Annotated in this window: 13 protein-coding genes; 8 read left to right on the plus strand and 5 right to left on the minus strand. The window is 71.2% G+C overall.

The features are described 5' to 3' along the window. The 6 genes from ACXJKJ_RS28175 to ACXJKJ_RS28200 form a co-directional block, all read left to right on the plus strand. Window positions 1-824, plus strand: an 824-nt coding sequence (locus ACXJKJ_RS28175; protein WP_457394325.1) for a hybrid sensor histidine kinase/response regulator, incomplete at its 5' end; no start/stop codon positions are given. Window positions 825-852: 28 nt separating this feature from the next. Next, the gene (locus ACXJKJ_RS28180) at window positions 853-2,802 is read left to right on the plus strand and encodes a response regulator (RefSeq protein WP_457394328.1); all 1,950 of its coding nucleotides are present in this window, start codon (window positions 853-855) and stop codon (window positions 2,800-2,802) included. Between the two features lie 37 nt (window positions 2,803-2,839). Then, complete coding sequence (locus ACXJKJ_RS28185; RefSeq protein WP_457394331.1) at window positions 2,840-3,811, plus strand: response regulator; 972 nt, start codon at window positions 2,840-2,842, stop codon at window positions 3,809-3,811. Then, the gene (locus ACXJKJ_RS28190; protein WP_457394333.1) at window positions 3,808-4,779 is read left to right on the plus strand and encodes a diguanylate cyclase domain-containing protein; all 972 of its coding nucleotides are present in this window, start codon (window positions 3,808-3,810) and stop codon (window positions 4,777-4,779) included. The genes ACXJKJ_RS28185 and ACXJKJ_RS28190 overlap by 4 nt, the downstream gene beginning before the upstream one ends. Window positions 4,780-4,830: 51 nt before the next feature. After that, entirely contained in the window at window positions 4,831-5,811 is a 981-nt protein-coding gene (locus tag ACXJKJ_RS28195) for an ABC transporter substrate-binding protein (protein WP_056202795.1), read from the plus strand. 172 nt (window positions 5,812-5,983) lie between these two features. Continuing rightward, the gene (locus tag ACXJKJ_RS28200) at window positions 5,984-9,253 is read left to right on the plus strand and encodes an ATP-binding protein (protein ID WP_457394336.1); all 3,270 of its coding nucleotides are present in this window, start codon (window positions 5,984-5,986) and stop codon (window positions 9,251-9,253) included. 126 nt (window positions 9,254-9,379) lie between these two features. Here ACXJKJ_RS28200 and ACXJKJ_RS28205 read toward each other — a convergent pair whose 3' ends face one another. Continuing rightward, on the minus strand, window positions 9,380-9,850 hold the full coding sequence (locus tag ACXJKJ_RS28205) for an Lrp/AsnC family transcriptional regulator (protein WP_056202791.1): 471 nt from the start codon (window positions 9,848-9,850) through the stop codon (window positions 9,380-9,382). A gap of 108 nt (window positions 9,851-9,958) precedes the next feature. Between ACXJKJ_RS28205 and ACXJKJ_RS28210 the strand changes: the two genes are divergently transcribed. Next, window positions 9,959-13,504 (plus strand): indolepyruvate ferredoxin oxidoreductase family protein, encoded by a 3,546-nt coding sequence (locus tag ACXJKJ_RS28210; RefSeq protein WP_457394339.1) that lies wholly within the window; start codon window positions 9,959-9,961, stop codon window positions 13,502-13,504. 3 nt (window positions 13,505-13,507) lie between these two features. Here ACXJKJ_RS28210 and ACXJKJ_RS28215 read toward each other — a convergent pair whose 3' ends face one another. From ACXJKJ_RS28215 to ACXJKJ_RS28230, 4 genes are read right to left on the minus strand one after another with little or no spacing between them, the layout of a single operon-like run. Then, complete coding sequence (locus ACXJKJ_RS28215; RefSeq protein ID WP_457394341.1) at window positions 13,508-14,602, minus strand: hypothetical protein; 1,095 nt, start codon at window positions 14,600-14,602, stop codon at window positions 13,508-13,510. After that, window positions 14,595-15,734, minus strand: a complete 1,140-nt coding sequence (locus ACXJKJ_RS28220; protein WP_082532951.1) for a DegT/DnrJ/EryC1/StrS family aminotransferase — start codon at window positions 15,732-15,734, stop codon at window positions 14,595-14,597. The genes ACXJKJ_RS28215 and ACXJKJ_RS28220 overlap by 8 nt, the downstream gene beginning before the upstream one ends. Beyond that, window positions 15,731-17,704: an O-linked N-acetylglucosamine transferase, SPINDLY family protein gene (locus tag ACXJKJ_RS28225; protein ID WP_457394344.1), complete on the minus strand. Its 1,974-nt coding sequence runs from the start codon at window positions 17,702-17,704 to the stop codon at window positions 15,731-15,733. Before ACXJKJ_RS28225 ends, ACXJKJ_RS28220 begins: the two co-directional genes overlap by 4 nt. A gap of 21 nt (window positions 17,705-17,725) precedes the next feature. Then, window positions 17,726-18,271 (minus strand): DinB family protein, encoded by a 546-nt coding sequence (locus ACXJKJ_RS28230; protein ID WP_457394347.1) that lies wholly within the window; start codon window positions 18,269-18,271, stop codon window positions 17,726-17,728. Between the two features lie 105 nt (window positions 18,272-18,376). Here ACXJKJ_RS28230 and ACXJKJ_RS28235 point away from each other — a divergent pair. Continuing rightward, a partial coding sequence (locus ACXJKJ_RS28235) for a hypothetical protein (RefSeq protein WP_457394350.1) occupies window positions 18,377-18,663 on the plus strand: 287 nt, incomplete at its 3' end.

The following is an 18,663-nucleotide window of genomic DNA, read 5'->3' on the forward strand; positions in this document are numbered from 1 at the left end:
GCCAGCAGGCCTGGCAGCGGCTGTTCCGCGTCTGCCTGCCCGGCGCCGAGCGGCCGGCCTGGCGCTCCGGCCGCGCCAGCCCCTCGCTGCAGGCCGACGGCAGCGTGCTCTGGCATGGCTTCATCGCCGACGTCGACGAGCACATCGAGATCGAGAACCTGCGCCGCGACAAGCTCGCCGCCGAACAGGCCAGCGCCGCCAAGAGCGCTTTCCTGTCCCGCGCCAGCCATGAGCTGCGCACGCCGCTGAATGCCGTCATCGGCTTCAGCCAGTTGCTGCTGCTCAGCCATGAAGAGCCCMTGACGCCGCGCCAGCAGGAGCGCATCGAATGGGTGCTGGACTCCGCCAAGCGCCTGCACCAGCTGGTCGACGGCCTGCTCGACGTCGACCGCGCCGAGCCCGGCCGCCCCAGCCGCTTCGATGCGGGCTCCGGGGCCGAGGATGCCTTCACCCTGCTCTACATCGAAGACGAGCCGCTCAACACCCTGCTCGTGCAGGAAGCGCTGCGCGACCGCCCCGACTGGCGCGTGCTGCACGCTGGCGACGGCCGCGCCGGCCTGGCCCTGGCCAAGACCCAGAAGCCCGAGGTCGTGTTGACCGACATCAACCTGCCTGGCCTGTCGGGCCTGGACGTCGTCCGGGAGCTGCGCGCAGACGCCGCCCTGGCCGGCACGCTGTGCATCGCGCTGTCCGCCGACGCGACGCCGGGCCAGATCGAGCGGGCCATGCAGGCCGGCTTCGACGACTACTGGACCAAGCCGCTGGACATCCTCGAGCTCGCCGGCCGCCTGGCCGATGCGCTTGCCGAGCACGGCGGCCGCTGATTCGATTGCTTCTCAGGGAGAGAACATGATGAACGCCCTCGCGACGAGCCCCAGGCCCGCCCCCCCGCCCGCCCAGCCCCGCGTGACCCGGCCCTCGGCCGCGGCCGTGGCCCGCACACCGTCCGAGCGCGCCTGCCTCATCCATCTGCTCGTCGTCGACGACGACGTGGCCGCCATCGAGTACCTGGGCCAGCTGCTCAAGGGCTTCGCGCAGATCAGCTTCGCCACCAATGGCGAGGATGCGCTGCGCCTGGCCGAGCTGCATCGCCCCGACCTGGTCCTGCTCGATGTCGAGCTGCCTGGCATGGACGGCTTCGAGGTCTGCCGCCGCCTGCGCGCCACACGCGGCCTGGCCGAGCTGCCCATCATCTTCGCGACCTCGCATGTCGATCCCGGCATCGAGGCCCGTGCCCTCAGCCTTGGCGCCAACGACTTCCTGCGCAAGCCCTTCGACGACGTGCAGGTGCTGGCCCGGCTGCGCACCCAGCTGCGCGCCGCCGCCGAGCGCACAGACAAGCCCGAGGCCACCGCCCAGAGCCGCACGCGCATCCTCATCGTCGACGACGACGCCACCAGCATCCAGCTCGTGCGCAGCCTGCTGGCCGACGTCGGCGAATGCCATTTCGCACTGAACAGCGCCCAGGCCCTCAGCCTCGTCGGCGAGCTCAAGCCCGACCTCATCCTGCTGGACATCGACCTGCCCGACAGCGACGGCTTTCACCTGTGCAAGCGGCTGCGCGCCGACGCCGCGCTGGGCCAGGTGCCCATCATGTTCCTGACCCAGTCCCACACCCTCGGCCACGAGGCCCGCGCGCTGGCTCTGGGCGGCGACGACTTCGTGCGCAAGCCCTTCAGCGCACCGGTGCTTTGCGCCCGCGTGCGCCGCCTGGTTGAGCGCAAGCGCTCGCTGGAGCGCCGCCAGGTCGACCACGACCACCGCCAGATCAGCGACGGTCGGGTCGCCGCCATCGTCCAGGCCTGCAAGGACGCCATCCTCGTCGTCGACGCGGCCGGCGGCGTCGTCATGGCCAATGCCGCCGCCTGCGCCCTGCTCAACGTGAGAGCACAGCCGCTCAGCCTGCGCCTGGATGAGCTGCTCATCATCGACGCTCTGGGCCGCCACTGCGTGCAGCGCGCCAGCGGCCAGCGCGTACCAGTCGAGGTCAGCACCTCGACCGAAGGCGAAGGCGCCGACGCGCTGACCGTGCACGTGCTGCGCGATACCCGCGAGCGCGACCGCGAGCAGGCCCTGGCGCGCCGCCAGACCGAGGCCGCCGCCACGCGCCGCGCCACCGCGTCCATGCTCTCCTACATCGCCCATGAGATCGGCAACCCGGTCAACGTCATCAAGGGTTTCGCCCAGCTGATGCAGGCCGAACGCCTGAGCGCCAGCCAGGCCGACAAGCTCGCCCACATCCTCGACGCCGTCGGCCAGCTGTCGGGGCTGCTCGGCGACGTCAGCGACGTCGCGCGCATGGAGTCGGGGCAGTTCCATGTCGAATTGCAGGATGTCGAGCTGCACACCCTGGCCGGGCAGGCCTGCGAACCGGCCGCCGCCCAGGCCGCCGCCGTCGGCATGCTGCTGAGCGCGCCGCCACCGGCACCGCCCGTGCGCGTGCGCGCCGACGCCCGCCGCCTGCGCCAATGCCTGGACAACCTGCTGTCCAACGCCATCAAGTACGCCGGCGACGGCATCTGCATCGCGGTCGAGATCGAAGCCCGCGGCCCCGAGGTCGTGCTGGCCGTGCAGGACCGCGGCTGCGGCCTCAGCGAAGACCAGCTCGCCCACCTCTACGAACCCTACAACCGCCTCGGCCGTGACGGCGGCGCCATCCCCGGCACGGGCCTGGGCCTGACGCTGACGCGCGACCTGGTGCAGGCCATGGGCGGGCGGCTGGAGGTGCGCAGCCAGCCCGGCCGCGGCTGCCGTTTCGAGATATTGCTGGCGGCCAGCCAGCCCACAGACAACCCGGATTGACTCAGCCTCGCTGCGCGGCCCCAAAATGGGCCGCGCCATGCCTTTGACCCTCCCCAGCCCTCTCCACCCCGCCGCGCCCAGCCCGCTGGCCAGCCGGCTCGACAGCCTGTTGCCGGCCCTGGCGGATGCCCGCGTGCTGCTCGTCGATGACGACCCCGGCATGATCCAGATGCTCGGCCGGCTGCTGTCGGGCTACAGCCAGCTGCGCTTCGCCACCGACGGCGCCCAGGCCCTGGCCATCGCGCGGAGCTGGCAGCCCGAGCTGGTGCTGCTGGACGCCGAGATGCCCGGCATCGACGGCTTCGAGGTCTGCCGCCAGCTCAAGGCCGACCGGCTGCTGGCCGAGGTGCCCGTCATCTTCGTCACCCAGCACACCGGCGCCAGCGTCGAGGCTGCCGTGTTCGAGCTCGGCGCGGCCGACTTCGTCGCCAAGCCCGTCGCCGGCCCGGCCCTGCGCGCCCGCGTCGCCATGCAATTGCGCCTGCATCGCACCGCCCAGCGCCTGCTGCGCCTGGCCCGCCGCGATGCGCTGACCGGCCTGGCCGAACGCGCCCAGTTCGACGACGAGCTGGACCTGGAATGCCGCCGCGCCCGCCGCAGCGGACAGCCGCTGGCCCTGCTGCTGGCCGGCCTCGAAGGCCTGGCGGCCTACCGCAAGCGCCATGGCCAAGGCGCCGCCGACAACGCGCTGCGTCATGTCGCCGGCCTGGCCCAGCAGGCGCTGCAGCGGCCCGGCGACCTGGTCGCGCGCCATGGCGACGAAGTCTTTGCGCTGCTGCTGCCCGACACCACGGCTGCCGGYGCCGCGGCGCTGGCCGCACGCCTGCAGCAAGCACTGGCCGGTGAGGCCGAACTGACCCTGGCTATCGGCATCGGGCTGCTGGCCAGCGAAGGCGACCCGAGCGTGGCCGCCGCCGCCGCGCTGGCCGCGGCGCTCGAGGCCGGTCCGGGCCGGGTCTGCGTGTGCGCTGCGACTGCCGACGGCCACGAGCCGCCGCTCGCCACATGAAGCTGCCCGCTCCCGACAGCTGGCCCGCCCAGCTGGACACGCGCCACAGCCTGCTGCTGGTCGACGACGACGCCGCCAGCGTGCAGGTGCTGGCGCGCATGCTCAACGGCCTGGGCGAACTGCGCTTCGCGCTGTCCGGCGAGGACGGGCTGCGCCTGGCGCGTGAGAGCCCGCCCGACCTCGTCCTCGTCGACGCCGAGATGCCCGGCCTCTCGGGCCTCGAGGTCTGTGCCGCGCTGCGCGCCGACCCGCGGCTGGCCGACGTGCCCGTCATCATCATCACCGGCCACACCGAGGTCGCCGTCGAGGTGGCTGGTTTCGCGGCCGGTGCCTCCGACTTCATCCGCAAGCCGCCGGTGGCCGAGGTCGTCGTCGCGCGCGCCCGCACCCAGCTGCGCCTGAAGGCCCTGGGCGACGCGCTGCGCGCCTCGGCCCTGACCGACGGCCTGACCGGCCTGGCCAACCGCCGCCGCTTTGACCAGGACCTGCGCCTCGAGTGCGAGCGCGCCCGCCGCGGCCACGAGAGCCTGGCCCTGCTGTTGATCGACGTCGACCACTTCAAGCGCTACAACGACCGCTACGGCCATGTGGCCGGCGACGCATGCCTGCGCGAGATCGCCGCCGCCATCCGCGGCTGCATCCGTCGCCCCGCCGACCTGGCCGCGCGCTACGGCGGCGAGGAGTTCGCCGTGCTGCTGCCGCAGACCGACGCGGCCGGCGCGCGTGCCATGGCCCAGCGCATCGTCGACGCCGTGGCCGGCCTGGCGCTGGCGCATGCCGATGCGACACCGAGCTGCCTCGTCAGTGTCTCGGTCGGCTGGGCCGCAGCCCGGCCGGATCTGGACGCCAGCGTCGTGCTGACACGTGGCGAGTCCCTCGTCGAAGCGGCCGACCGCGGCCTCTATGCCGCAAAGGCGGCCGGCCGCGGTCGCATCGGCGAAGCCAGCGAGGCCCATGCCCACGCTTGAGCGCCAGCCGCGGCTCGGCGGCCCACACACTGCGCCAGACCAGGACCCGACATGTCCCTGACTTCCTGTGCCCCATCCACACTGCGCCGCTGGCTCGCCGGCCTGTTGCTCGCTGCGACCACGTTCGCGGTTCCGGCTGCTCCCCTGGTCATCGCCATTGGCGACTCGACCCTGTTCGCGCCGCTGCAGCTGGCCGCGCAGGAGGGCTTCTTCGCGGCCGAGGGCCTGGACGTGCAGGTCATCGGCTGCATCAACGGCCGGCGCTGCCTCAAACACCTCACCGACGGCGAGGCCCAGATCGCGACGGTGGCCGACACGCCCATGGTGTTCGCCCTGCATGCCGGCCACCGCTTCGAGATCGTCGCCACTTTCGGCACAACGCCCCGCGACACGGCACTGGTGGCGCGCACTGATCGCGGCATCCGCACGCCCGCCGATCTCGCCGGCAAGCGCATCGGCGTCGTGCGCGGCACGAGCGCCCACTACTTCACCAACGTCTTCCTGCTCGTCAATGGCGTGCCGCGCGACTCGGTCAACCTCGTTTTCATCGACCCCGATCGCGGCGCCGAGCCGCTGCTGCGCGGCGAGGTGGACGCGGCCGGCCTCTACCGCCCCGCGGGCCCCCAGGCGCTGCAGCAGCTCGGCCCCAAGGGCGTGCAGTTGTCGACACTGCGGCCCTACACCGTCATGGTCAACCTCGTTGCCCAGCCCGGGCTCAGCCAGGCCACGCTGCTGCGCATGCTCAAGGCGGCACAACGCGGCGTGGCCCTGCTCAACAACCAACCGGGCCGCGCCCACGAGCTGCTCGGGGCACGCTGGAAGGTCGGCGCCCGCAATGCTGCCGCCCAGCTTGACGGTTATGAGTTCCACCTCGGCCTCGACCAGAACCTGCTGTCGACACTGGAGGCCGAGTCGCGCTGGGCGGTGCGCGAAGGCCTGGTGGAGAACAAGGCCGTGCCGGACTATCTCGAGCTGATGCGCGTCGAGCCGCTGCGCGCGCTGGATCCGCGCTCGATGACGATAGTCAAGTAATGATGGTGCCCCTCGACCGCCCCCGCCTCGCTGAACGCGGGCGTGTCCAGTCGGTCCCCCTGGGGGACGGCGATGCATGCGGCGTCGAGCCGCATGCACATCGCCAGAGCGGGCCGGCTAGGGAACGGCCCGGCGCTCGGCCCGCCGAACCCAAATATCCGCGGAGTCATTGATGCGCCTGCGCCCCGCCCTGATGACCTGCGTGATCGCGGCGCTGCTGGTCGTTGGCACGCGGCTGACGAGCATCGCCATCGAGCGCGAAGCCTCCGAGCGCAATGACGCGCAGCGCACGACGGTCGAGGTCATTGCGCGCGACGCCGCCGGCCTGCTGGTGCTGACCCAGGACTACGGCCTGTACCACAGCGAACGCGCCGCCCGGCAGTGGAACCTCGTGCACCAGCGCCTGAGCCAGGCGCTGGCCAACTACGCCGGCGCGGACGCGGCCAGCGCCGAGCAGGTCGGCGACCTGCAGGACACGGCCCGCGGCCTGCCGCAGGTCTTCGCCGCGCTGCGCCAGGCCTCGCAGTCGGCAGCCGTCGATGCCGATGGTGTCGCCCGCCGCGAGATGCTGACCGACCAGCTGGTCAACGAAACGCGCCGCGTCAGCGACGGCGCCTTCGAGCTGTCGCGCGACCTCGTCGAGTCGCGCCGCCGCGACGCCGTGCGCCAGCGCTGGCTGGCGGTCGCCACGCAGGCCACGCTGCTGACGCTGACGCTGCTGCTGGCCGGCCTGCTGCTCAAGCGCGTGCTCGCGCCCATCGACAAGCTGCGCAGCGTGGCCAAGGCCGTCGAAGGCGGTGACCTGGCTGCCCGCAGCGGCTTGGCAGACAAGGACGAGCTCGGCCAGCTGTCGCAGGCCCTGGACGCCATGACGGCCGCCCTGCAGCAGCGCGACACGGCCCTGCGCGACAGCAACCGCCAGCTCGCACGCAACGAGGCCTTTCTGGGGCGCGCCGGCCAGATGGCGGGCGTCGGCGGCTGGGAGCTGGATGTGGACAGCGGCCGGCTGAGCTGGACGGGCCAGACCCACGCCATCCACCAGTTGCCGGACGGCACCGAGCCGGACAGCGAGGCGGTCTTGCGCGGCTTCATGCCCGACTCCGAGCAGAAGCTGCGCCAGGCCATGGCCACAGCCGCTCGCACCGGCGAGGGCTGGGACCTGGAGCTGGAGCTGCTGGCCCCGGACGGTCGGCTGCGCTGGCTGCATTCCGTCGGCGCCACCGAACGAGAAGAAGGCCGCGAGGCCGGCCGCGTCGTCAGGCTGGTCGGCGCCGTGCAGGACATCACCGAGCGCCGCGCCGATGCCGACGCCCTGCGCCGCGCGATGCAGGCGGCCGACGCGGCCAGCGCGGCCAAGAGCGACTTCCTGGCCAATATGAGCCACGAGATCCGCACGCCCATGAACGCCGTCATGGGCCTGACCTTCCTGCTCGAACGCACGCCGCTGGACGCCGCCCAGCGCGACCTGCTGGCCAAGGTCAGCAGCGCCAGCCGCTCGCTGCTGGACGTCATCAACGCGGTGCTGGACCTGTCCAAGATCGAGGCCGGCGAGATGGTCATGGAAGCCACGCCCTTCGACCCGCGTGCCCTGCTGCGCGATGTCGCCAGCCTGTTCCAGTCGCAAGCCGAGTCCAAGCGCATCGCGCTCAATCTCGAATTGGACGCAGGCCTGCCACCGCTTCTGCTCGGCGACGCGGCGCGGCTGCGCCAGGTCGTCAGCAACCTCGTCTCCAACGCCATCAAGTTCACGTCCGAGGGCGAGGTCGCCTTGAGCGCGCGCTGCGCCGACGCCGGTGCCCAGCCGCTGCAGCTCGAGATTGCCGTGCAGGACAGCGGCATTGGCATTCCGGCCGAGGCGCTGTCGCGCATCTTCACGCCCTTCACCCAGGCCGACAGCTCCACGTCGCGCCGCTACGGCGGCACGGGCCTGGGTCTGTCCATCGTCAAGCAGCTGTGCGAGCTGATGGGCGGCCAGGTCGGCGTCAGCAGCAGCCCCGGCGCCGGCACGCGCTTCATCGTGCGCCTGCCCTTCGAGCCCGCGGCCGGCCCGGGCCCGGCCATCCGCCCGCTGACGCTGCTGCTGGCCAGCGACGATGCCACCCAGCGCGACGCGCTGCAGCGCCTGTGTGCCGACCTTGGCTGGCAGGCCGAACCGCTGGACGCCGCCGCGGCGCTGATGGAGCGCCTGGGCCGCGCCGCACCCGACCTGGTGCTGCTCGACCACCGCCTGTTGCAGACCCTTCCCTCGGCCGGGCAGCGCGTCTTGCAGGAACGCCTGGCCGCCCTGCCCTGCGTGTTGATGAGTCGCGGTGCCGGCGTGGGGCAGCTGCGCCTGCCAGCCGATGTGTCGGCCCTTTTCGACGCCGTACAGGCGGCGCTGGCCGCGCGCGGCACCACGCAGCCGCTGCTGGCCAGCGGCCCCAGCGCCACAGCCGTGCAGCGCCTGCCCGGCGTGCGCGTGCTGGTGGCCGACGACAGTGACATCAACCTCGAGGTGGCCCGGCGCATCCTGGAGCAGGAGGGCGCGATCGTCACGCTGGCCCAGGACGGGGCCGCCGCCGTCGCGCGGCTGCGCGCCGAGCCGAGGGGCTTCGACGCGGTGCTGATGGACGTGCAGATGCCGGTGCTCGACGGCTTGGCCGCCGCGCGCAGCATCCGCACCGAACTCGGCCTGCGCGAGCTGCCCATCCTGGCGCTGACTGCCGGCGCCCTGCTCAGCGAGCGCCAACGCGCGCTGGACGCCGGCATGAACAGCTTCATCAGCAAGCCCTTTGATCCGGCCGGCCTCGTGCAGCAGCTGCGCGAGCAGGTCGAACGCATGCAGGGCCGGCGCCTGCCGGTGGCCGCCCGCGCCGCAGAGAGCCCGGCGGGCGAGGCCTGGCCGGCGCTGGACGGCATCGACAGCGACGAGGCCAGCCAGCGCATGCAGGGCGACCTGGACTTCTTCGCCCGGCTGCTGGAGCGCCTGCTCGACGAGTTCGTGGACCTGACGGCATTGGCACCCCTGGATGCCACGCAAGCCGCCGCCCGCCTGCACAAGCTAGGTGGCAGCGCCGGCTTGCTGGCGGCTGCGGCCCTGCGCCAGGCAGCCCAGCGTGGCGAAGTCCAGGCCCGCGCCGGACAGGACTTCCAGGCCGCGCTGGCCGAAGTGGCGCAGCGCCTGTCGGCACTGGCGGCGCAGGCCCGACCCTGGCTGCAAGGTCGCCAGCCCGGCCCGGCGACCGCCGCGGCCCGCCCGCTGGATGCGCAGGCGCTGGTGCGCTTGAAGCAGGCCCTGCAGGCGCATGACCTGGCCGCCCTGGACCAGTTCCAGCCCCTCGCCCCGGCACTGCGCGCGGCCTGCGGCGAGGCCGGCTTCGAGCGGCTGCGCCACGCGCTGGACCGGCTGGATTTCGAGGCGGCTCTGGCTGTTCTCAGCTCCATTGCCGACGCACCAGCTTGACGCGCTGCATCGCCGCATCGGACTGGGCCAGCGCCGCCAGAGTGCGTGCCGTCGAGACGGATTCGCAAAGCAGGGCGAAGAGCGTCTATGGCTGCAATCGATCACGCCCAGCCTGTTGCGGGGCGGTCAGCCCACCGGCAGGGCCGTCTCGTACTTGACCTCGCGCAGCACGACGTTGCTGCGTACGCTGCTCACGCCCGGCAGCTTGAAGATGTGCTGCTGCAGGAAGAGGTCATAGGCCTTCATGTCGGCCGCAACAACCTTGATGACGTAGTCGGCCTCGCCGGTGATGGCATGGCATTCGATGATCTCGCGTCGCGTGCCCACCAGGCGTTCGAACTGCTCCACCGCGCCTTCGCTGTGCCGCACCAGGCTGACATTGGCCAGCACGAGGATGGACAGGCCGATCTTCTCGCGGTCCACCAGCACGACCTGGCCGCGGATGACGCCGCGCTCCTCCATCTCCTTGACGCGCCGCCACACCGGCGTGGCCGACAGGCCCACCTTCTCGGCCAGGGCCTGGGTCGACAGGCGCGCGTCAAGTTGCAGAGCCTCCAGGATCTGCAGGCTGGCCCGGTCGAACTCGTTTGTTTCCATGAATCCCCTCTTTGGAGAAGAATCATCTCATTCGGCCCGCCGCAACCCGGCATTGAGGCAAGTTCTTCCGGCGTATGGAGGGAAGAATTTCCCGCCTTAGGAGATCCGATGTCCGACACCTCTGTCACGCCCAGCCTGCGCCCCTACCAGCTCAGCGACAACCTCGCCGCCAACAGCGGCGCCGTCTTCCTGACCGGCACGCAGGCCCTGGTGCGGCTGCTGCTCGCGCAGAAAGCCCAGGACGAGCGCGCCGGGCTGAAGACGGCCGGCTTCGTCTCCGGCTACCGCGGCTCGCCGCTGGGCATGGTGGACCAGCAGCTGTGGAAGGCCAAGAAGTTCCTCGAGAAGGCCCACATCGAGTTCCTGCCGGCCATCAACGAAGACCTGGCCGCGACAGCCTGCCTGGGCGTGCAGCGCGTGGCCCTGGATGCACAGCGCACCGTCGATGGCGTGTTTGCGATGTGGTACGGCAAGGGTCCGGGCGTGGACCGCTCGGGTGATGCGCTCAAGCACGGCAACGTCTACGGCACGAGCACGCAGGGCGGCGTGCTGGTCGTCTGCGGTGACGACCATGGCTGCGTCTCCAGCAGCACGCCGCACCAGAGCGACCAGGCGCTGCAGGCCTGGAGCATGCCGCTGGTGCACCCGGCCAATGTGGCCGAGTACCTGGAGTTCGGCCTGTATGGCTGGGCGCTGTCGCGCTTCTCGGGCGCCTGGGTTGGCTTCAAGGCGATCTCGGAGGTCGTCGAGAGCGGCATGACGGTGGACCTGGACGCGGTGGCGCTGGACTTCACTCAGCCCGTCGACTACACGGCGCCGACCAACCTGCACATCCGCTCGGTCGACCTGCCCTCACTGGAGCTGGAATCGCGCCTGGCGCACAAGATCGAAGCGGTGAAGGCCTTCGCCAAGGTCAACAGCATCGACAAGCACATCGTCACCAGCCCGGCGGCTACTTTGGGCATCGTGACGGTGGGCAAGGCGCACTACGACTTCATGGAGGTGCTGCGGCGCCTGGACCTCGACCCCAACGCCCTGGCCGCGGCCGGCGTGCGGGTCTACAAGGTCGGCCTCGTGTTCCCGCTGGAGCCGACGCGCATCACCGAGTTCTGTTCCAACCTGACCGACGTGCTGGTCATCGAGGAGAAGGGCCCGGTCGTCGAACGCCAGATCAAGGAGCTGCTCTACCACCTGCCCGACTTCCAGCGCCCGCGCGTCGTCGGCAAGACGGATGAACATGGCTGCGCGGTGCTGAGCGCCCTGGGCGAACTGCGCCCCAGCCGCATCATGGGCACGGTGGCCGACTGGCTGGCGCGGCTGAACCCGGCGCTGGACCGCCGCCACCTGGTCGTCGACTTCCTGACGCCGCAACTGCTGAGCAACGCCGCCGACGCGGTGCGCCGCCAGCCCTATTTCTGCTCGGGCTGCCCGCACAACACGTCGACGAAATTGCCCGAGGGATCACGGGCCCTGGCTGGCATTGGCTGCCACTTCATGGCCAGCTGGATGGAGCGCGGCACCTCCGGCCTGATCCAGATGGGCGCCGAGGGCGTGGACTGGGCGGCGCAATCGCGCTTCACCAAGGAAAAGCACGTCTTCCAGAACCTGGGCGACGGCACCTACTACCACTCGGGCTACCTGGCCATCCGCCAGGCCATCGCGGCCAAGACCAACATCACCTACAAGATCCTCTACAACGACGCCGTCGCGATGACCGGCGGCCAGCCGGTCGACGGCCAGACCAGCGTGCCGCAGATCGCGCGCCAGGTGGAGGCCGAGGGCGTCAAGCGCCTGGTGGTGGTGTCCGACGAGATCGGCAAGTACGACGGCCACCATGGCTTGTTTCCGACCGGCACGACCTTCCATGACCGCAGCGAGCTGGATGCCGTGCAGCGCGAGCTGCGCGAGATCGAAGGCGTGACGGTACTGATCTACGACCAGACCTGCGCCGCCGAGAAGCGCCGCCGCCGCAAGAAGAAGGAATTCCCGGACCCGCCGCGCCGCATCTTCATCAACGAGGCCGTCTGCGAGGGCTGCGGCGACTGCGGGGTCGCATCGAACTGCCTGTCCGTGGTGCCAGTGGAGACCGACTGGGGCCGCAAGCGCGCCATCGAGCAGAGCAGCTGCAACAAAGACTTCTCCTGCGTGAACGGCTTCTGCCCGAGCTTCGTGTCGGTGCACGAACCGGTACTGAAGAAGAAGGCCGGCGGCAGCTACACGGCGCAAGACCTGGCGCGCGAACTCGCCGCCATCCAGCCGCCTGCCCCCTGGCAATGGACGGGGCCGTTCGACCTGCTGGTCACCGGTGTCGGCGGCACCGGTGTCGTCACCGTCGGTGCGCTGGTGTCGATGGCCGCCCACCTGGAGGGCAAGCAGGCCTCGGTGCTGGACTTCATGGGCTTTGCGCAGAAGGGTGGTGCGGTGCTGAGCTTCGTGCGCGTGGCACCAACGCTGGACCTGCTGAACCAGGTGCGTATCGACACCCAGCAGGCCGACGTGCTGCTGGCCTGCGACATGGTGGTGGGCGCCTCGCCCGATGCGCTGGGCACGGTGAAGGCCGGTCGCACCGTCATCCTGGCCAACACGCATGAACTGCCCACGGCCGGCTTTGTGCGCAACCCGGATGCATCGCTGCAGGGCGACTCGCTGATCGCCAAGATGAAGTTCGCCGTCGGCGAGCAAGGCGAACTCGACACCATCGACGCCCAGGACATCTCGCAGCGCCTGATGGGCGACACCCTGCCCAGCAACATCATCATGCTGGGCGCCTGCTGGCAGCGCGGCCTGATCCCCGTCAGCGAGGCGGCGCTGATGCGCGCCATCGAGCTGAACGGCGTCGCCGCCGAGGCCAACAAGACCGCCTTTGCGCTGGGCCGCTTGGCCATCGCTGCACCGGACGCTATTCCGAGGCTGGCCGGCGACGTCAACGTGGTGAAGCTCTTCAACTTCGACCAGCTCGACGGCCCTGACGGCCTGATCGAGCGGCGCGCCCAGTTCCTGACCGACTACCAGGATGCGGCCTACGCCCAGCGTTACCGCGCCTTGGTCGAGCGCGTGCGCGCCGCCGAGTCCGCCCTCGGCAAGGGCCAACGCCTGACACAGGCCGTGGCGCGCTACTACGCCAAGGTGCTGGCCATCAAGGACGAGTACGAGGTGGCGCGCCTGTACACCGACGGCCGCTTCGAGAAGGCGATGAAGGACCAGTTCGAGAACTGGGAGCGCCTGTCCTTCCACCTCGCCCCGCCGCTGATCTCCAGGCCCGGCGCCGACGGCCGTGCGAAGAAGATCGAGATGGGTTCGTGGACCTTCACCGCCTTCAAGTGGCTGGCGAAGCTGAAAGGCCTGCGCGGCGGCGTGCTGGACATCTTCGGCAAGACCGAGGAGCGCCGCATGGAGCGCCAGCTCATCACCGACTACGAGAAGCTGGTCGACGAGATCCTCGCTTCACTGACGGCCAACAACCTGAACACCGCCGTCGAACTGGCCCGCCTGCCCGAGAAGATCCGCGGCTATGGGCATGTCAAGCATGCCAACGTCATTGCGGTGAAGAAGCAATGGCAGGCACTGCTGGATCGCTTCCATGGCCGCACGGTCGAGGTTGCGGCGCAGCCGGTGGCGATGCCGGTGCGGGTCAAAGGCGTGGCGGAGCTGTAGCCCTCAGCGCTCCCAGACTCCCGCGCGCCTCAGCGTGTCCGCGGCGTCGAGGTCCAGCGCCCAGTTGCCCAGGCGCTTGTCGACGCGCTGCGCGGTGGCCGGGCGCACGCCAGGCAGCGGCGCACCCTCCAGGAAGGCGCCGAGGCACTCGCCGATGTAGTCCAGCCCGAGGTGGCCCAGCGTGGCCGCGCTGCCGGTGAAGCGACCGTTGATCTCGAAGGCCAGCAGCAGCCCGTCCGGCGTGCGGCCCAACTGCACATTGAAGGGGCCGCGCCAGCCCAGGTCGGCCAAGGCCGCCCCGAAGGCCTGGAGCATGGGGCGCAGCTCGCCGTCCAGGGCCAGCGCCTCGACACGCTCCGTGCGGCCGAGCCTGACTTGCGTGTGCCGCGTCGCGAAGGGCGCCAGCACCCGGCCCGAGGGCGCCACGCAGCCGTCCAGGCTGAGCTTCTCCACTCCAGGCAACGACCAGTCCAGCGGCACACCACCCTCGCGCAGTCGCTGCCAGGCCGCCAGTTCCGGCCGGGCGCCCAGCCAGGGTTGAAAACAGTAGTCCGGCCAGGACAGCGCGGCGCGCAGTTCGCTCTCCCCGGTGGCCAGCACGACACCGCGCGACGCGTTGCCGCGGCGCGGCTTGGCAACCAGCGGCCAGCCCCATCCAGACGCCAGCCCTGACACGGCGGCCCAACCGTCCTGATCGCACAGCGTCGGTGCGAAGGGCAGGCCGCGTGCCGTCGCGAAGGCGGCAGTGGCCCGCTTGTCGCGCAGCACCTGCGCACTCGCTGCGCCGCCCACCATGCAGCGCACCCCGGGGTTGCGCTCGGCCCATCCGGCGAGGAAGACAACGTCGTCGTCGCGACCGGGCAGGATGAGGTCGGGTGCCTCCTGCGCCACGATGGCTTCGAAGCGGGCCAGGAAGCCGGCGTTGTTGAGCTCGGGAGTGAGGTGAACGCGGTCGCACAGGAAGTTGCTGACCGCGTCGGCCTGTGAGTTGAAGCCGACCACCTCGACACCCTCGCGCCGCCCAGCCAGCCCTTCGAGCAGGTTCTGCCCCACCAGGCTGCCGACGCTGGCGACCAGCAGGCGCGGCMTCTCATGCATGGCCGGCTGGTTCTTGCATCAGGGTAGGCACGACATGCGTGGCGAGGGCGCACCGCAGCTGATCGAGGTCTGCTTCGGTCAGGAAGCCATGCCAGGGCAGGCCGAGGCTGCGCCCGGCCAGGGCGGCCGTGACCGGCAGATCGCCAACGACCGGGCAGGCCGCGAAGGCCGGCTGCGCCGGCAGCGGCGGGCAATACCAGCGGCGCGTCTCGATGCCCTCGCGGGCCAGGGCTGCGGCCACCGGCGCCGCGGGAACGGGCAGCATCAACACCAGGTTGGCCGGCAGCGCGTCGCCGGCATCGAAGCCCGTCTGCCGCCCCACGCCGGGCAAGCCGTCCAGCAGCGCGCTGTAGGCCGGCCACCGCGCCCGGCGCCGCTCGCGCAGCGCGCCACGGCGTGCCCACTGGCACAGGGCCACGGCAGCCGCGTACTCTGACATCTTGGCGTTGCCCGCCACGGCGGCGGCCCGCCCGCCCTCGAACCCGAAGTTGGACAGCCGAGCCACACGCTCGGCCAGGGCGGCGTCGCGCGTGGCGATGAGCCCACCCTCGCCGATGCCGAAGGGTTTGGTCGCATGCAAGCTGAAGGCGGCGCAGGCCCGATGCCCGACGGCCTGGTTGCCGAAGGCCGCCGCGGCATCCATCAACACCGGGACGCCCGTGTCCTCGGAAAAGGCGTCCCACGCGGCCGCATCCAGCGGCCGGCCGAAGGTGGCCACGGGCATCACCAGCGCCAGGCGGCGGTGGCGTGCGACCTCGCGCGCGAGCACCGGGCTGAGCTGCCAACTGCCCTCGGCGACGTCGGCGAACAGCACCCGCAGCCCCTGGCGCAGTGCAGCGGCTGCGGTGGCGGGAAAGGTGAAGGCGGGCATCAGCACCTCGCCGCCCCGCGGCAGGTCCAGCGCCGCCATCGCCAGTTCGAGGGCGGCGGTGCCACTGCTCGCCGTGCGCACATGCAGGTCCGCCCCCACCGGCGCGATCGGCGCGATCGGCCAGTGCGCCGCGAGCGTCGCTTCCAGCTCCCGCACCAGCGGGCCGAAGTTGCTGTACTGGCGTGCGGCGTCGATGCGGCGCAGCCAGGGCATCAGCGCGTCTGCGCAGGGCAGGTCGGGAATCAGCAGCCGCATGCTCATGGCGCTGGCGCCGGGACAGGGCCGGGCACCTCGTCGTGCCCGATCTCGAAGTGCTCGGCCGGCAGGCCTGCACACCAGCGCTGCCACATGCGGCGAACGGCTCGCTCCAGGCCCCGCGCGACCGTGGCCGGCCGGCGCAGCGGCGTGGCCTGCCAGCGATCCCGCAGGCCCGCACGCAAGGCCGCCAGTGCCGGCAGATCGCCGGCCCGGGCGGCAGCGATGGCGACGAACTCGTCGACGTCGCGCGCCACCCAGTCCTCCAGCCCGATGCGGCCCAGCACGCCGGCCGATTGGCAATGCGCCCGCCCGGCGCCGCGCAGCGTCACGACCGGCACGCCCATCGCGAGCGCATAGTTGGTCGTCGTGCCGCCACCGTAGGGCCAGCTGTCGAGCACAAGGTCCACCTCGCCGTACAGGGCCAGGTAGTCGGCCAGCGCCACGGGCGGCCGGAACTGCAGCCGCGCCGCGGCAATGCCCTGCCGCGCGAACTCAGCCTCCAGGCGCTGCGCCTGCGCCTGCGCGGCGACGTAGCCGATCAGCAGGCGCGCATCCGGCACGGCGTGCAACACGCGGGCCCAGCCAGCGACGACCTCCGGGCCGATCTTGCGCACCGCGTTGAAGCTGCCGAAGCAGACCCGCCCCGCTGCCRGCGCYGGCAGCGGGGCGACCTCCGGCAGCCGAACCAGCGGCGTGAACGTGCCCGAGCAGGGGATGCGCGCGAACTTCTCGACGTAGAAGTGCTCGTACAGGCCCGGCGGCGCATTGAAACGGTCGCACAGCGCGTAGTCCATGGCACGCAGGCCGGTCGTGTTGGGATAGCCGATCCACGTCACCTGCAGCGGCGCGGGCTTCATCGCAAAGCTCGGCAACCGGTGGCTGGCCGTGTGGCCCGACAGGTCAAACAGCACGTCGATCGCGTCGGCATGGATGCGGGCCGCCAGCGCCTCGTCGCCGAGGTCCCGCACGTCGCGCCAGACCTGGGCCAGCGGGCGCAGCCGCTCGGTGACTGCATCGCGCTTCGCACCGCCCGCGTAGACCCAGACTTCGATCTGCCTCCGGTCCAGCGCCGCCCAGACCGGTTCGATGAAGCCGGCCACGGGATGATCGTAGAGATCGCCCGACACGAAGCCCACGCGCAGCCGCCGCGCCGGGTCGCACGGCTGCGCGAAGGCGAAGCTCGCAGCCGGCGCCGCGGCCTCGGCGCGCCGGCCGTATTCGACATGCGCGGCGAAGCTCTCCTCGGGCGCCAGGCTGCCATCGAGCGTGCCGTAGTACAGCCGGTTGCTGAACAGGGACAGGTCGCGAGGAAACTCATCGCGGCTCGCGCTGCAGTAGGCCGCAGCCTCGGCCGGGTCACCCCGGTGCGCAGCGTGCCAGGCCAGCAGGCGGCGCGCTTCCACGTTCTCGGGATCGAGTTCGAGGACGCGGCGATAGCTGGCCGGTCCGTCGGCTTCCTGCCCGGTGACCGTCAGGAAGCGGGCCAGGTTCAGCTGGAACTCCACCGACTGCGGCGCCAACGTCACCGCGCGCCGGCTGGCATCGATGGCTTCGGACATGCGCTGCGAAGCCGCCAGCGCGACGGCCAGGTTGTTGTGACGCGCCGCCTCCTGCGGTTCGTCACGCACCGCACGGCGCGCCAGGCTCAACGCCTGCGGCAGGTCGCCTGCTTCCATCGCCGCGGCAAAAGCCTGCCAGGCCATCGTCCCGGCCGCCGTTCCGAGAATGCGCAGGTTGTCTCGGATTTCGGCATCGCCCGGCGCCAACTCGGCCGCACGGCGCAGCGCCGCCAGCGCGTCGCGATGCCGGCCAAGCTGCATATGGCCCAGGCCGAGCAACTGCCAGAGCTTGCTGTCGGAGGGGCGGTTGCGCAGCGCGGCCTGGGCGCAGTCGACGGCCAGGGCATGCTCACCGAAGTTCAGGAGCCGGATCAGCTCGATGTTGGACGCGATCGATTTGTGCCTTACCGCCATACCCGCCATTTGCGTCTGCCGTCACACCGGCTCGGCCCAACCCAGCTCCGCCATGTCCGCCACACGATGCTTGTCATCGCCCAGCATGATGAAGTCATCCAGCTGCGGCGGCTTCACCGACGTGCCGGCCAGCATCGCATGCACCTGCCCGCGGTGGTGGGTCTGGTGCATGAAGAGGTGCGCCAGCACCCGCCCCACCGGCTCGCGCGGCCCGTTCTCGATACCGGCGCCGCGGTCGAAGGCGACGATGCGCTCCTCGTCGCCCGGCTGCAAGCCTGAGCAGAACGCCACCAGCTTCTCGTCGCTTTCGTCCTGCCGCGCCGCCAGCTCGGCCGCCGTCTGCGCCGGCACATAACTGGCCCAGATGTGGCGCATGGCTGCGTCACCCTGCAGGGCGGCAAGGTAGTAATGGTCCACATTGAGGATGTGATTGGCCGTCAGCGCCAGGCTGGGGAAGAAGCTGGTGCGCGGGGCGTGGAAATCGGCATCGGACAGCGCTGCCAGCGCACCCAGCAGGCGGCGGTTGGCGAGGCGGTTGGCGCGGGCCTGAATGAGGAAGATATTCATGGCTGGCATTGTGCTCGGGCGGCCCCGCCATGGGGCTGACGGCGCGGACCGGACATGCTTCAATCGCCACGCAGGCAGCATGCCGCGCCACAAAAGAGTCAAGGCTTGCGCATCGGAGACGGCTATACCGGGTCAGAGAAGGTCAGCACGGCTGCATGGGTGGCGGCCGCGGCCGTGCTGTCCATCGGCCTGGCTTTGACAGCGGGCGCCGTCATCTGGCAGCAGCAGCGCGCCGGCGCCGAGGCGCGCGGCCTGCAGGAACGCCAAGTTGAGCGGCTGCAGGCCGATGTCGTGAAGCGGCTGACCATGCCGGTCTATGGCCTCAAGGGCGCCCGCGGCGCGCTGGCGGCGCTGGAGGGCAAGTTCAGCCGCGCGGCCTTTGACGCCTATGT

This window comes from Roseateles sp. P5_E1, from assembly GCF_054049335.1.